The organism is Streptomyces sp. NPDC001678 (assembly GCF_042892945.1).
GTDB lineage: Bacteria > Actinomycetota > Actinomycetes > Streptomycetales > Streptomycetaceae > Streptomyces.
In genome coordinates this window covers 444,124-458,120 of record NZ_JBIAUP010000004.1, presented here as the reverse complement: position 1 = coordinate 458,120, position 13,997 = coordinate 444,124, and the positions used below count along the sequence as shown (strand labels likewise).

Annotated in this window: 11 protein-coding genes and 2 pseudogenes; 7 read left to right on the top strand and 6 right to left on the bottom strand. The window is 71.0% G+C overall.

The genetic code is table 11. The features are described from left to right. Positions 1–76: 76 nt before the first annotated feature. A complete protein-coding gene (locus tag ACFYZR_RS11425; protein WP_391908563.1) occupies positions 77–757 on the bottom strand; it encodes a spermidine synthase in 681 nt (226 codons plus the stop codon). A gap of 184 nt (positions 758–941) precedes the next feature. On the opposite strand from ACFYZR_RS11425, the gene ACFYZR_RS11420 reads away from it, so the two are divergent. After that, complete coding sequence (locus tag ACFYZR_RS11420) at positions 942–1,805, top strand: rhomboid-like protein (RefSeq protein WP_391908338.1); 864 nt, start codon at positions 942–944, stop codon at positions 1,803–1,805. 161 nt (positions 1,806–1,966) lie between these two features. Beyond that, complete coding sequence (lon, locus tag ACFYZR_RS11415) at positions 1,967–4,375, top strand: endopeptidase La (RefSeq protein ID WP_391908336.1); 2,409 nt, start codon at positions 1,967–1,969, stop codon at positions 4,373–4,375. Positions 4,376–4,421: 46 nt separating this feature from the next. Here the strand turns inward: lon and ACFYZR_RS11410 are convergent, their stop codons facing one another. After that, positions 4,422–4,850: a MarR family winged helix-turn-helix transcriptional regulator gene (locus ACFYZR_RS11410; RefSeq protein ID WP_391908333.1), complete on the bottom strand. Its 429-nt coding sequence runs from the start codon at positions 4,848–4,850 to the stop codon at positions 4,422–4,424. Between the two features lie 79 nt (positions 4,851–4,929). Here ACFYZR_RS11410 and ACFYZR_RS11405 point away from each other — a divergent pair, with 79 nt between their 5' ends. Together ACFYZR_RS11405 and ACFYZR_RS11400 are read left to right on the top strand one after the other, a co-directional pair. Next, positions 4,930–5,829, top strand: a complete 900-nt coding sequence (locus ACFYZR_RS11405) for an MBL fold metallo-hydrolase (RefSeq protein ID WP_391908330.1) — start codon at positions 4,930–4,932, stop codon at positions 5,827–5,829. Positions 5,830–6,049: 220 nt separating this feature from the next. Then, positions 6,050–6,637 carry a Uma2 family endonuclease gene (locus ACFYZR_RS11400; RefSeq protein ID WP_391908328.1) on the top strand — a complete coding sequence of 196 codons (588 nt, stop codon included), beginning with the start codon at positions 6,050–6,052 and terminating at the stop codon, positions 6,635–6,637. 38 nt (positions 6,638–6,675) lie between these two features. Here ACFYZR_RS11400 and ACFYZR_RS11395 read toward each other — a convergent pair. From ACFYZR_RS11395 to ACFYZR_RS11385, 3 genes and pseudogenes are all read right to left on the bottom strand, one after another. Next, positions 6,676–6,756: pseudogene (locus ACFYZR_RS11395) on the bottom strand (DUF6255 family natural product biosynthesis protein); the annotation flags it as partial. 461 nt (positions 6,757–7,217) lie between these two features. Next, a pseudogene (locus ACFYZR_RS11390) lies at positions 7,218–7,775 on the bottom strand (GNAT family N-acetyltransferase); the annotation flags it as partial. Between the two features lie 98 nt (positions 7,776–7,873). Then, positions 7,874–8,266, bottom strand: a complete 393-nt coding sequence (locus ACFYZR_RS11385) for a MerR family transcriptional regulator (protein ID WP_391908325.1) — start codon at positions 8,264–8,266, stop codon at positions 7,874–7,876. 60 nt (positions 8,267–8,326) lie between these two features. Between ACFYZR_RS11385 and ACFYZR_RS11380 the strand changes: the two genes are divergently transcribed. Continuing rightward, positions 8,327–9,235 (top strand): NAD(P)-dependent oxidoreductase, encoded by a 909-nt coding sequence (locus tag ACFYZR_RS11380; protein WP_391908323.1) that lies wholly within the window; start codon positions 8,327–8,329, stop codon positions 9,233–9,235. 237 nt (positions 9,236–9,472) lie between these two features. After that, entirely contained in the window at positions 9,473–12,220 is a 2,748-nt protein-coding gene (locus ACFYZR_RS11375; protein WP_391908320.1) for a M4 family metallopeptidase, read from the top strand. A gap of 144 nt (positions 12,221–12,364) precedes the next feature. On the opposite strand, the gene ACFYZR_RS11370 is transcribed toward ACFYZR_RS11375, so the two are convergent. Further along, positions 12,365–13,246, bottom strand: a complete 882-nt coding sequence (locus ACFYZR_RS11370) for a lysozyme (RefSeq protein ID WP_391908318.1) — start codon at positions 13,244–13,246, stop codon at positions 12,365–12,367. Between the two features lie 223 nt (positions 13,247–13,469). On the opposite strand from ACFYZR_RS11370, the gene ACFYZR_RS11365 reads away from it, so the two are divergent. Next, entirely contained in the window at positions 13,470–13,997 is a 528-nt protein-coding gene (locus ACFYZR_RS11365; RefSeq protein ID WP_391908316.1) for a MarR family winged helix-turn-helix transcriptional regulator, read from the top strand.

The window sequence follows — 13,997 nt, the reverse complement described above, 5'->3', positions numbered from 1 at the left end:
AGCGTGTTCCCGTAGCGAAGTGACTACGGGTCCTGCACCTGTGCAAGGCAGGGTACGGGCACCCGGCGGGACTCGGCTACGCGGCACGGATGCCGAGGTGAACGACGTCCGGGACGCCTCGGGCAACGGTGATCTCTTCCGTCGTTACCCCGGCGAACCCGGCATTACGGAGGGCCTGTTCGAACGCCGGGGAGGGCTGCGCGGACCACACCGCGAGCACCCCGCCGGGCGTCAGCCGGTCCCGGCACGCGGCGAGCCCGGTGGGGGAGTAGAGGCTGCCGTTGTCCTCGGTGACGGTCCAGTCGGGGCCGTTGTCGATGTCCAGGCAGAGCACGTCGAAACGGTGCCCCGGCGCCCGGAGGTACGACACGAGGTCGGCGTGGACGATCTCGGCGCGGGGATCGGCGAGTGCCGCCGCCGAGTACGCGCCCAGCGGGCCCGAGCGGTGCCAGTCCACGACGGCCGCCTCCCGTTCGACGACGGCGATCCGCCCCCAGCGGGGCTCCGCCGCGGCCCGGGCGAGCGAGAAGCCCACCCCGAGGCCACCGATCAGGACGGCCGGATCCCGGCGGTCCGAGGGAAGGGCGGCCAGGGCGGCGTCGACGAGCAGCCGCTCGGAGCGCCCGTCCGAGGTGTCCATCAGGAAACAGCCGTTGGCGATGATCTCGAAGTGCTCGCCCCGCCGTCTGAGCACGACCTCCCCGTGGGGGCCGTCGCGGCGGTCGACGACGGTGGTGGGGGAGTCGCTGTGCTTCATGTGGTGCATGTGCTGCTGCCTCCTGTTGACCGTTCGGTGACTGTCGACGAATCGGCCGACGCCGGTACACGTCAAGAGGTTGACAAAGGTGACCGGAGTCACGGCCGGAGGTTGATCCGGTGCCCGACCGTGGACCTTAATGTTCAAGGAGGCCCGGAGAAATGCGCGGAAAGGGGCTGGCCGAGTGACTGCGGTTGACGCCGACGGGAACGCCCACGAGGCGGCCGCCGCCCCCGGCCGCCTCCGCACGGTGCTCCGCCGCCTCGGCCGGCTGCTGCCCACGCCCACCGGCACGCCCTTCACCTTCTGCTACGGCCTGATCCTGCTGGGCACGGCCGTCTACGCCGACTTCGGCGACCAGGCCACCGTCAGCCAACTGCTCCGCGACTCCAGCACCGACGCCGCCCACCTGACCGAACAGCCGCTGATCGTCCTGATCGCCAGCGCCCTGTGGGTGGCCGGCGGGCTCTACTCCGCCTACGGCGTGGCCTTCGCGCTCGTCCTCACCGCGCTGGAACGGCGCGTGGGCGGCGCCCGGACGGCCGGGGTCTTCCTCGTCGGACACGTCCTCGCCACGCTCGCCACGGAGCTCCCGGTGGCCGGCGCCGTCGCGGCCGGGCAGTTGCCGGAATCCTCGCTGCACCGGCTCGACTACGGCATCAGCTTCGGCCTCATGGCCTGCATCGGCGCGCTCTCCGGGCTGGTGTCGCGCCCGGCGCGGTGGATCATGCTGGGCGTGGCGGGCGCCATGTGCGCCCAGGACCTGATCGAGCTGATCGATCCGCTGGCCAGCGCCGGGCACCCCATCGCGCTGCTCACGGGAATCGCCTGCCGGTCGCTGATCCGCGACGGGCTGCCGGGCCCGGTCCGGCCGCGCGAGCGGGCGGAGACGGTGGCGGCGGACGCGGTGCCGCCCGCCCCGGCGGCCGTCGACGCCGAGGCGCTCCACGAGCGCTTCGCCGGGCCCGCCGTCCCGGCGCCCTCGCGGCCGCGCGCGGGGGATGACGATCCGCGCCCCGCGGCGGACACCGCGCTCCGCGGCCGCTGAGGGCTTGGCCGACCGCTGAGGGCCGGCACCCGATTCACTCCGACGGGCTACACCCGCACCTCTCCATGGCGATCGCTCAGAGCGAACAAATCCCTGGGAACAATCACCCTGCCCCGTGCATTGAGTCGGCATAGCTCAACTTGCCTGCCGAAGGGGAGATCATGGCTTCGACGTCCACACCGCTCACCCTGCCCGTGCTGCCGCTCGACGACGAGGTGGTGCTGCCCGGCATGGTGGTGCCGCTCGACCTGTCGGACGCGGAGGTCCGGGCGGCCGTCGAGGCCGCCCAGGCCGCGGCGAAGGGCACCGGCGGCAAGCCACGCGTGCTGCTCGTCCCACGCGTCGACGGCACGTACGCCGGCGTCGGCACCCTGGGCACGGTCGAGCAGGTGGGCCGGCTGTCGGACGGCGACCCCGGCGCGCTCATCCGCGGCGACCGCCGCGTGCGCATCGGCGCGGGCACCACCGGCCCCGGCGCCGCCCTGTGGGTCGAGGGCACCCCGATGGAGGAGCTCACTCCGGACCCGCTGCCCGGTGCGGTGACCGAGCTGATGAAGGAGTACAAGGCCCTCGCCACCAGCTGGCTCCGCAAGCGCGGCGCCTGGCAGGTCGTCGACCGCGTCCAGCAGATCGAGGACCCCGGCCTGCTCGCCGACAACTCCGGCTACTCGCCCTTCCTCACCGTCGCCCAGCGCGTCGAGCTGCTGGAGACCACCGACCCGGTGGCCCGGCTGAAGCTCGCCGTGAAGTGGCTCGGCGACCACCTCGCCGAGCAGGACGTGGCCGAGTCCATCGCCAAGGACGTCCAGGAAGGCGTCGACAAACAGCAGCGCGAGTTCCTGCTCCGCCGCCAGCTGGAGGCCGTCCGCAAGGAGCTCTCCGAGCTCAACGGCGACCCGGAGAACGAGTCCGAGGACTACCGCGCCCGTGTCGAGGCCGCCGACCTGCCCGGGCACGTCCGCGAAGCCGCCCTCAAGGAGGTCGGCAAGCTGGAGCGCGCCTCCGACCAGAGCCCCGAGAGCGGCTGGATCCGCACCTGGCTCGACACGGTCCTGGAGATGCCGTGGAACGAGCGCACCGAGGACGCCTACGACATCCCCGGCGCCAAGGCCGTGCTCGACGCCGACCACGCGGGCCTGGAGGACGTCAAGGAACGGATCACCGAGTACCTGGCGGTGCGCAAACGACGCGCCGACCGGGGGCTGGGCGTGGTCGGCGGGCGGCGCGGGGGCGCGGTGCTCGCGCTCGTCGGCCCGCCCGGCGTCGGCAAGACCTCGCTGGGCGAGTCCGTCGCCCGGGCCATGGGCCGCAAGTTCGTCCGCGTCGCCCTCGGCGGCGTCCGCGACGAGGCCGAGGTCCGCGGCCACCGGCGGACGTACGTGGGCGCGCTGCCCGGCCGGATCGTCCGGGCGATCAAGGAGGCCGGCTCCATGAACCCGGTCGTCCTCCTCGACGAGATCGACAAGGTCGGCTCCGACTTCCGCGGCGACCCGGCCGCCGCCCTCCTGGAGGTCCTCGACCCCGCCCAGAACCACACCTTCCGCGACCACTACCTGGAGGTCGAGCTCGACCTCTCCGACGTCGTCTTCCTGGCGACCGCCAACGTCCTGGAGGCCATCCCCGAGGCCCTCCTCGACCGCATGGAGCTCGTCCGCCTCGACGGCTACACCGAGGACGAGAAGGTCGTCATCGCCCGCGACCACCTGCTCCGCCGCCAGCTGGAGCGCGCCGGCCTGGAGCCCGACGAGGTCGTGCTGGAGGACGACGCCCTGCGCAAGCTCGCCGGCGAGTACACCCGCGAGGCGGGCGTGCGGAACCTGGAGCGCGCCATCGCCCGGCTGCTCCGCAAGGTCGCGGCCGAGCACGAACTGGGCGAGCGGGAACTGCCCTTCACCATCGGCACCGAGCAGCTGCGCCCGCTGATCGGACGCCCGCACCACACGCCCGAGTCCGCCCAGGACCCGGCCGAGCGGCGCACGGCGGTCCCGGGTGTGGCCACGGGCCTGGCGGTCACGGGCGCGGGCGGCGACGTGTTGTTCGTCGAGGCGTCCCTGGCCGACCCGGAGACCGGCGGCGCGGGCCTGACCCTCACCGGCCAGCTCGGGGACGTCATGAAGGAGTCGGCGCAGATCGCGCTCTCCTTCCTCCGCTCGCACGGCGCCGAGCTGGAGCTTCCCGTCGGCGACTTCAAGGAGCGCGGCGTCCATCTGCACGTCCCCGCGGGCGCGGTGCCCAAGGACGGCCCGAGCGCGGGCGTCACGATGACGACGGCGCTGGCCTCCCTGCTCTCCGGCCGCCAGGTCCGCCCGGACGTGGCGATGACGGGCGAGGTCTCCCTGACCGGCCGCGTCCTGCCCATCGGAGGCGTCAAGCAGAAGCTGCTGGCCGCGCACCGGGCGGGCATCACCACGGTGATCATCCCGAAGCGGAACGAGCCGGATCTGGACGATGTGCCGGCCGAGGTGCTGGAGAAGCTGGAGGTCCATCCGGTGTCGGATGTCAGGAGGGTGCTGGAGCTGGCGCTGACGCCGGCGACGGTCTCGGGTGAGCAGGTGCCGCTGGCGGCATGAGCGGTGACGAATGACAAAGGCCCCCACCCGGGGGCCTTTTGTCGTATCAGGGATGTTGGCTGACCGCCCGGTCGAGGAGGGCGTGGAGGGTGACCTTCTCGTCGTGGGTGAGGGCGCGCAGGGGGGAGTCCTCGGAGAGGGCGGCGATGAGGCGCTCGCGCAGGGTCCTGCCCTCGGCGGTGAGGATCAGCTGCTTGGCGCGGCGGTCCGTGGGGTGGGGGTGGCGCTCCAGGAGCCCCTGGCACTCCAGCTTGTCGATGACGAAGGTCGCGTTGGACGGCTCGCAGCTCATCCGGTCGGCGAGCTCCCGCATCGTCATCGGGCCGTTGAGCTCGCGCAGGGCCGTGGCCTGCGGCGCGGTGAGGCCGAGGCGGGTCGCGGCCACGCGCACGTGGTCGGAGATCTGGCGGGCGAGGCCGTTCACCAGGCCGCAGAGCTGTCGCTCGGCGAGGGTCTGCGGTTCTGGGCTGCTCATGGAGCCATCTTAAGTCAACTGCATCAAGCAGACATCTTTAGAGCTTGAATCATTCAAGCTGGAAGATTATTGTGGGCGCATGACGACCAACTCCCAGCCGGGCCTGGGCGTTCGACTGCGTCGCCCGTCGGGGATCCGCAGCCTCCGGCTCGGCGACATCAAGGTCACGTACGTCCCGGACGGCGTGGCCCGGCTCTCGCCGCGCGGCTGGCTGTCGGCCAGTACGGAGGAGGAGTGGGCCGCCCACTCCGAGTATCTGGACGACTCCGGCCATTTCGTGGCGAGCATGGGTGGCCTCCTGGTGGAGCACGGCGACCGCGCCCTGCTGATCGACGCGGGCTTCGGCCCCCAGTCCTTCCCGGCCGGGGACGGCGGCCCCATCGGGGTGATCTCCGGCGGCGGTCTGCTCGACAGCCTCGCCGAGATCGGCCGGACCCCGGCCGATATAGAGGCCGTGGCCGTCACCCACCTCCACGTCGACCACATCGGCTGGCTCTGGCAGTCGGCCCCGGACGCCGAGCGGCCTCCGTTCGACCATGTCAACTACCTGGTCAGCGAAGAGGAGTGGACGCAGCGCCATTTCCTTGAGGTGCACGGCATCTCCAAGGAGATCACCGCGATCCTGGAGCCCCGGATCCGCACCGTCGCCGACGGCGAGGAGATCTTCCCGGGCGTCCGCGTCGCGCTCTCGCAGGGCCACACGGCGGGCCACGCGTCGTACGTCATCTCCGGCGGCGGCCGCCGCCTGATCGCCTTCGGCGACACCATGCACACGCCGGTCCAGGTCAGCCACCCGGAATGGTCCGCCGCCGTCGACCACGACGCGGAGCGCTCGGCGATCCACCGCCGCCGCCTGGTCGAGGAGCTGTCCGAGCCCGGCACGATCGGCTTCGGCATCCACTTCGCCGACGTGCCCTTCGGCCGCACCCACCAGGACGCCGCCGGGGGCCCGGCGGTCTGGGAGCCGGTCGACGCGTAACACCCCAAGGCCCGCCGCCGGTGGTCCCCCGACGGGGGTGGGGGACCACGCGGGCGGCGCTTCGGTACGACGCCTGAACGCGAGCAGTCAGCGGCGCTGCTGGAGCGGACGTTCGCGAGGCTGGGCGGCGGGCGAACGGCTCCGGGCGTGTCCGGGGCGCCGTGCGTATCGTTGTACTGCGCGGCTGCTGACAACAGTGGCAGTGGGGAGGAGCGCCACGGTGACCATCGCACAGATCGACAGGACTCTGATGGCTGACAGCGGCGAGCCGAGCTTGGACGAGATGTTCGAGCTCCTGTACGAGATCGTCCCCGAAGGGTACAAGGCCGAGATCGTCGGGGGGGCCATCCAGATGTCGCCGCAAAGGCATACGCACTCGGCCATCATCAGGGCGGTGCTGCGTCAGTTGGAGGCTCGCTTCGGCGAGGAGAGCCTGATCGAGCTGGACGTACGCCTCGACCTTCCCGGCTATGGCAATGCCTTCTGTCCCGACCTCTACAAGTTGTCGGACGGCGCCAAGATGGACCGGAAGGGGAACTGGCGCTACGGGGACGCCGAGTTCGTCCTGGAAGTGATCTCCCGGGCGACCGCCGACAATGACTACGGCAAGAAGAAGGATGCCTACGCGGCCGGCGGGATCCCCGTCTACCTGATCGCGGACTCGTACACCGGGCAGTGTCACTTGTACACGCTGCCCGAGGACGGGAAGTACCGGGAGTCCGTCACCACCGACTTCGGCGTACCGGTCGACCTCACGGGTACGGCGCTCGGCGTGACGCTCTCCACCGACAGGTTCCCCCGGGACTGATGTTCAGAAGGCGGCGCGGAGCGCCGTCGCGGCGGCCGTACGCCCCGGTAGTCCGTGAAACGCCGCATCCCACAGGCCGTACAACGCTGCTCACCGCTGTCGGAGGCCCAGCTTCCGTCGTGCGGGTGGTGGTGTTCGAGTCACCCGTTCGGTGAGGGGGAGGGTGGGGTATGGCCGGCGTGGTGCCGACTCGCTGTCAGTAGCCGAAAAGCTCCAGCTCGGCCGACTTCTCGGCACCGAGCATCCGGCATTCGCCCGTCTCGCCGTCCACACAGACGTACCCGATGCCGATGAGCATGTCTGAATTCTTGCCGCTCTCGATGTAGGCAGGGGACTGGGCGTCGAAGATGAAATCCCCGTTCACCAACTCGTAGTTCCGCTCGTTGAGGGCGAGGGGCAATCCGGTACGCTCCGCCTCTTCGGCCAGGAAGGCGCGGGCTCGCTCGGCGGGCTGGTGGAACTCGGGCGGCATCGGAGGATCCGGCCAGAGGAATCCCCGGGCCATCAGGCCGTCCAGCTCCTCGCGGGTGCTGAACCTGCACTCACCCGTTTCGAGGACCCGATCGGCCTCACCGTCGCTCCACCCCGCCCGGGTGAGCTCATACTCCACCTCCCCGTGTTCGGAGCCCTCGATCGCCTCCGGCCAGTCCCCGGTGAAGTTCCGCAGGAACAACAGGCCCGCCTTCTCCATCACGCGCCGGGAGCGGGTGTTGACGGCCATCGTGTTCGCGGTCACCCGCTCGACGCCCAGTTCCGTGAATCCCTTGTGGATCAGGGCCTTCGAGCCCTCCGTGGCGTAGCCCCTGCCCCACGCCGCGCGGTTCAGCCGGTAGCCGAGTTCGACCACGGCCGGGCTGTGGTCCTCCAGGGGGCGGAATTCGAACCAGCCCAGGAATGTCCCGGTGCCGCGCTCCTCCGCCGCCCAGAAGCCCCGCGTCCCGAACCGCGTCCCGAAGCACGCGTGGTCGTGGAGCAGACGCGGCAAGGTGCGTGTCCGGATCGCCTCGGGGGTCGTGGGGCGGCCGCCGTTGATGAAGCGCATGACCTCCGCGTCGTTGTCCAGCGCGAGCAGGTGGTCGGTGTCGGCCTCGGTGAACGGGCGCAGGACGAGGCGGTCGGTCTCCAGGAGGGGGCGCATGCCGCGATTCTCATCACGGGGTGCCGGTCGTGCCACGGAATATCGCGGCGTCGGCGGGCAGGTGCGACAGCTGAAATCTGTATGGCAGGCCGAAATCACTAGTGGTTTCCGCTGGCGACAGACCTGGCGCGTGCCGGCTCCCCGCCCCAGCGCACGATGATTCCGTCCAACAGACGCAGCACATCCCGTAATTCCTCGATGCCGTCATGAATCCGCTCCCGTTCCTTCACCAGCCCGGCCACCAGTTCCGGGCAGCCCGGCGTCAGGAACTCGCCGTCGTCGACGGCGCACGGCAGCAGCTCGGCGATGGTGGCCGTGCCCAGGCCGGCGGCGAGGAAGCGGCGGATGTGGCCCACCGTCCGCACGTCGTCCTCCGCGTACTCGCGATAGCCGCTCGGGCGGCGCGAGGGCCGTAGTAAGCCCTGTTCCTCGTAATAGCGAAGGGCTCGTTCGCTGACGCCCGTACGCCGGGACAGTTCTCCGATGCGCAATGTGTCCTCCACCACAGGACGTTGACTCTCACGCCGACGTGAAGCTTTAGCTTCCTCCGCATGACATCGATTCCCGTCACTGTTCTCGGCCTGGGCCCCATGGGCCGCGCTCTCGCCTCCGCGTTCCTCGCCCAGGGGCACCCCACGACCGTATGGAACCGTTCTCCCGGAAAGGCGGACGAGTTGACCGCGCGCGGCGCGGTGGAGGCGAAGGACATCGCCGACGCCGTGGCCGCCAGTCCGCTCGTCATCGTCTGTGTGCTGGACTACGACGCCGTGCGGGAGGTCCTCGCCCCTGCCACCGACGCCCTCCGCGGACGCGCGCTCGTCAATCTGACCGCCGACACCCCGGACCGGGCCCGTGCCATGGCGGCGTGGGCCGCCGGACGCGGCATCGACTACCTCGACGGGTCGATCATGACGCCGACCGTCACCATCGGCACCGACCAGGCCCTCGTCCTCTACAGCGGCCCCGAGGACGTCTGGACCGCGCATCGCACCGCGCTCGCGAGTCTGGGCGGCACCGCCGACCACCTCGGCGCCGATCCCGGGCGGGCTTCGGCGTACGACGTGGCGCTGCTCGACCTGTTCTGGACCACCGTCAGCGGTTACGTGCACGCCCTCGCCCTGGCGCGGGCGGAGAACGTCAGTGGGAAGGAACTCGCCCCGTACGCCCTGGGGATCACCGGTCTGATGTCCCGGATCATTCCGCGCTTCGCCGAGGCGGCGGACGAGGGCCGCCACCCCGGCGACGAGGCCGGTCTCACCACGGCGGCCGCCGGCATGGCGCATGTCATCCACGCCGCCGGGGCGCATGGCCTCGACACCGGGGTGATGGCCGCCGCCCACGCGGTCGCCCGGCGGGCCGTCGAGGAGGGGTACGGCGCCGACGGGATCTCCCGCCTCGTCGAGGTCCTGGGTCGGGAAGCCCGGAACCGCAAGGGCCCGGTGGGGCCGGCGCGGAGGTGAAAGCGGAGGTGAAAGGGGGCCCATCGGTTGCCTCCCCGCCCCACCCAACCCACCTAGGCCGAAAGTAACCCCCCTCCACGCGCGAACCATTGATCAGCCCCCGCCCCGCCTGTTGCATATGCCCCGACCACAGATGTTCCGGCGTTCCGTACGTACGGAGGGGGAACCTTGCGTAAGTCCAGAGCACGTTCAGGAAGACAGGTCGCGAAGAGCGGCATAGCAGGGGCGGCGGCGCTGATGGGCGCTGCCGCCCTTGTCGTCTCCGCCATGCCCGCGCAGGCGTTCGCCGCGCCGGCCGCCGGCGACCCGGCGGATGTCATTCCGGGGAAGGGAACCTCCACCCCCTCCCTGGTCGACGGCATCCGGGAGGGCGTTAAGGCGACCGGGAGCGCGGCCGACGCCGCCCGTGGGCACCTCGCCGACAAGAAGAGCCGCTATCGCATCGCCGATCCGGCGCGGGACCTGAAGGCCGTCCAGTCGGTCGCCACCGGGTCGAACGAGACCGTAAGGCTTCAGCAGAAGCACAAGGGCGTCGATGTCCTCGGCGGCCAGTACGTCGTCCGGATGGAGAAGAAGGACGGCAAGCGCGTCGTCACCGGCACCTCCGGCAAGTACTTCACGGGCCTCACCACCGGCATCACGCCCGAGGTCGGCGAGGAGCTGGCCGTCCGGCGCGCGGTCGGGGCGACGCTCGCGCAGGTCGGCGGGAAGAAGCTCACGGCCAAGCCCAAGGCGGCCGCCTCGCTCAAGGGCACCGCGCGCGGCCTCGTCGTCCTGCCCAAGGGCGCCGGTGTGCTGACCCAGCACGTCACCGTCCGGGGCACCGACCCCGCCACCGGTCAGCCCGTGCTGCACGAGGTGTACGTCGACGCCAAGTCCGGCTACCCCGTCCTCCAGTACAGCGGGATCAAGACCTTCGGGGCGCCGAAGGCCGCCACCACAGGTGAGGCGAAGGCGGGCGGCGGCGAGGGCGAGGGCGCCGGGGGACCGGCCAAGCACCCGGGCGTCGCCGGTTCGGGCGTGAAGTACGACGGCACCACCGTCGAGCTCGGCCTGTTCTTCGACACGGCCCGCGGCGAGTACGTCATGAACGACCACTCCCGCATGTGGGACACGAGCAAGAACGTGATCTCCACCTGGGACGCGCGCGGCAAGGACGTCTCGGAGGTGAGCGGCCGCTGGCCCGACGGGGTCAAGGAGTTCGGCTCGAAGTCCCCGCAGTTCGGCAAGGACGCCACGGAAGCGGGCGCGGTCGACGCGCACTGGGCCGCGGGCAAGGTGTACGACTACTACAAGAAGGTGCACGGCCGGGACAGCCTCGACGGCCGGGGCATGGCGATCAACTCCCTCGTGGGCGTGACGAACTTCGGGATGCCGTACGTCAACGCCTTCTGGGACGGCACCAAGATGGTGTACGGCGGGGGCGACGAGGAGTTCAAGACGCTCTCCGCCGACCTCGACGTGGTCGGTCACGAGATGACCCACGGCGTCGTCGAGAACAGCGCCAACCTCGTCTACGCGGGCCAGTCCGGCGCGCTCAACGAGGCGATCGCCGACTACTTCGGCAACGCCATCGCCGTGGACGCGGCCGGCATGTCCATGGACGACCCGGACGCGGGCCTGCTGGGCGGCAACCTCTGCCGCACCAAGACCCCCCGCCAGTGCGCCTTCCGCGACCTCAACGACGGGGCGACGACGTCCAAGAACTTCCTGGGCGTCTCCTTCGCCACCGACAACGGCGGGGTGCACCTCAACTCCACCATCTTCTCGGGCGCCCTCTGGGACATCCGCGAGGACCTGGGCCGCACCCTCGCCGACAAGATCGCCTACAAGGCGCTCACCGAGTACATGACCCCGCTCGACGGGTTCACCGAGGGCCGTGACGCGGTGATCGCCGCCGCCAAGGCGCTCAAGGTCTCCACCAAGGACCTGAACGTCGTCAAGCGCTCCTTCAACGCCCACGGCATCGTCCCCAACTGGGAGCAGGCCATGGGCGTGGACTCCGACCTGCTGCTCGGCAAGCTCAACGTCGCCGCCACCAAGGTCGGGGCCGGCGGCGGCTGGTGGGCCACGTCCAAGTCGAACGACGACGGCACCGAGGCCTTCTCGGTGTGGGCCGGGCGCACGGACGGCAAGGGCGAGCCCAAGCTGATCAGCCCCAATGACGGGCGTTTCCACGTCAACCCGGCGACCGACGGCAAGACCGTGGCGTGGGCGGCGTACAGCGCGGCCGGCATGGAGGTGCTGTCGCGGCCGCTCGCGGGCGGACCGATCAGGAAGCTGTACAGCACCTCCGACAGCATCCAGGACGTCCGGGTCGAGGGCGGTGTGGTGGCCTTCGAGAAGATGGACGCCTTCGGCGCCCGGCACGTGGGTTTCATGCGTACGGGTGACAAGGAGGCGACCTGGGCCGACGGCGGCAAGGCCGACACCGGCTCGGCGTTCCCCTCGCTCGCCGGCGGCCGGCTCGCGTACGCCAAGGCCTACGCCGACGGTGCCGACTACCGCATGGGTGTCGAGGTGCTGGACCTCAAGAGCGGTGAGCGGAAGCTGATGAACCAGCTCGGCCGGCCCGAGAGCATCGGCGAGACCGCGATCAACGGCAAGTACGTCTTCTGGCTGGCGGACGAGGTCGTCGACGACGGCCAGGTGGCCGTGCGCCGGTCGAACCTCGACGGCACCGGGACCGTGGACCTCAGCAAGGAGAAGGGCGAGGGCGCCCTGTTCGCCCAGGGCCTCACCGCCTCCGACGAGGCGCTGACCGTGACCGCGTCGCTGCCCGACCCCAAGTACCACAACGAGACCATGTCCAAGCTGTGGCAGTTCGGCGGGGCGAACGGCACCGACCGCGCCCGCGTCTCCTGCAACCGCGGTGAGCAGCTCTCCGCGGCGGCCGCCGGCGGCAAGCAGGTGGTGTGGATCGACGGCACCACCGGCTACACCGACCTGGTCACCCGCACCCGCCCGGCGGGCAACTGCGGCTGACCCCCGGGACCGGCGGCTCGTGGAGCCGCCGGTCCACCCCTCGTACGGCTTTTACGACCCCTTTCACGACCGGGCCCCGGCGCCGACACGCCGGGGCCCGGTCCTCGTGCTTCCGGGGGACACGGTGGGGACGACGGACTGTCGTCACCCGTACGCCAGCGCCTTGAGCCTGCTCAGCGAGCCGTTGAAGAGGTTGTGGTCACCGACCGTCGAGCCGGTCTCGGTGTACTGCCAGAAGGTGTGGAAGTCCCACCCGTTCGGCAGCTCCCCGGCCGAGGAGCCGTAGCGCGGCACCCACAGCGGGTGGTCCGAGCCGAAGCGGCCGTAGTTGCCGGTGCACTTCTTCCACCAGGCGGTGGTCGTGTAGATGACCGCGTCGCGCCCGGTGCGGTGGCGGTAGACGGAGAGGAAGTCGGCGACCCAGTCGAGCAGCGCGTCGGCGCTCATGCCGTAGCAGGTGCTGCCGTAGGGGTTGTACTCCATGTCGAGCACGCCGGGCAGGGTTCTGCCGTCGTCCGACCAGCCGCCGCCGTGGTCGACGAAGTAGTCGGCCTGGTCGGCGCCACCGGAATTGCTCGGCAGGGCGAAGTGGTACGCGCCGCGGATCATGCCGGTGTCGTAGGAGCCGTTGTACTGCTGGGAGAAGGACGGATTGCGGTAGCTGGTGCCTTCGGTGGCCTTGACGTAGGCGAAGCGGGCGCCCTTGTTCCAGAGCGTCGACCAGGGGACGTTGCCGTTGTGGCTGCTGACGTCCACGCCCTCCACCGTGGCGATCGCCTCGGCGCCCCCGGTCGGGGGCCTGCCCGCCTCGTGGGCGGGGACGGTCGAGCCCATCCAGTCGCGCTCGGGGTGGAAGGGGCGTTGCCGGGAGCCGGCCGTGGCCGCGGTGGCGGTGCCGGGCAGGGCGATCAGGGTGAGGAGCAGGGCCAGCAGGGAGAGCAGGGGGACGAGGGGGGCCAAGGGGGCGGGTCGGGCCGCGGGTCTGTAGGGGACCGGGCGGCCCGGCCCTGAGCGATGTGCGGGCATATGGTGCCTCCGAAAGCCAGGGTGGGGGGAGAGCGGGGGAGAATTCAACGGCTATCGAATTGGTATGACCATGTCATTAATCGGGTGGGGGGCGGTGTCGCACACCGCGATGGGGACCCGGGGTGCTGCCGTTGGACTAATCCTGCGAAATACTGACGGAGCTGCGGCGACACGACGCGGCCGAAATGATTTTTCAGCGGCTGAAAGCAGGAAAGGGCCTCACGTGCAGGAGACCCACGAGACCACTGCCCCGCTCCCGGAGGAAGACCTCCCGGGCCGGGGCGCCGACGCCGGCGCGGACCCGTGTGAGGGTCCCGCCGTCGACCCGGCCTACCTCGCCCTGGAGCGTGAGCTCGCGGTCTTCCTGCGCCGCGCCCGCGCGTCCTCCGGCGAGATGGCCCGCGAGGTCCACCCCGACCTGGAGCCCGCCGCGTACGGGCTGCTCGTACGGCTGGAGGAGGGCGGCCCGCAGCGCGCCACGGACCTCGCCGCGTACTTCGGTGTCGGCAAGGCGACGATGAGCCGTCAGTTGCGCGCCCTCGGCGACCTGGGGCTCATCGCCCGGGACCCGGACCCCGCCGACGGCCGTGCCGCGCTGATCCGGATCACGGGGGAGGGGCGGGAACGATTCACCCGTGTGCGGGACGCCCGTCGTGCGCAGTACATCCGCAAGTTCGCGGACTGGAACCGCGTCGAGATCGCCGAGCTGGCCCGCCTGCTCCACCAGCTGAACGAGCGCGCGGAGTCGTAA

Bases quoted from the DNA above. Each gene is read 5' to 3' on its own strand.
- ACFYZR_RS11380 (WP_391908323.1), top strand. From the start codon at position 8,327: ATGACATCGATTCCCGTCACTGTTCTCGGCCTGGGCCCCATGGGCCGC.
- lon (WP_391908336.1), top strand. From the start codon at position 1,967: ATGGCTTCGACGTCCACACCGCTCACCCTGCCCGTGCTGCCGCTCGAC.
- ACFYZR_RS11405 (WP_391908330.1), top strand. From the start codon at position 4,930: ATGACGACCAACTCCCAGCCGGGCCTGGGCGTTCGACTGCGTCGCCCG.
- ACFYZR_RS11425 (WP_391908563.1), bottom strand. From the start codon at position 757: ATGAAGCACAGCGACTCCCCCACCACCGTCGTCGACCGCCGCGACGGC.
- ACFYZR_RS11410 (WP_391908333.1), bottom strand. From the start codon at position 4,850: ATGAGCAGCCCAGAACCGCAGACCCTCGCCGAGCGACAGCTCTGCGGC.
- ACFYZR_RS11370 (WP_391908318.1), bottom strand. From the start codon at position 13,246: ATGCCCGCACATCGCTCAGGGCCGGGCCGCCCGGTCCCCTACAGACCC.
- ACFYZR_RS11375 (WP_391908320.1), top strand. From the start codon at position 9,473: ATGGGCGCTGCCGCCCTTGTCGTCTCCGCCATGCCCGCGCAGGCGTTC.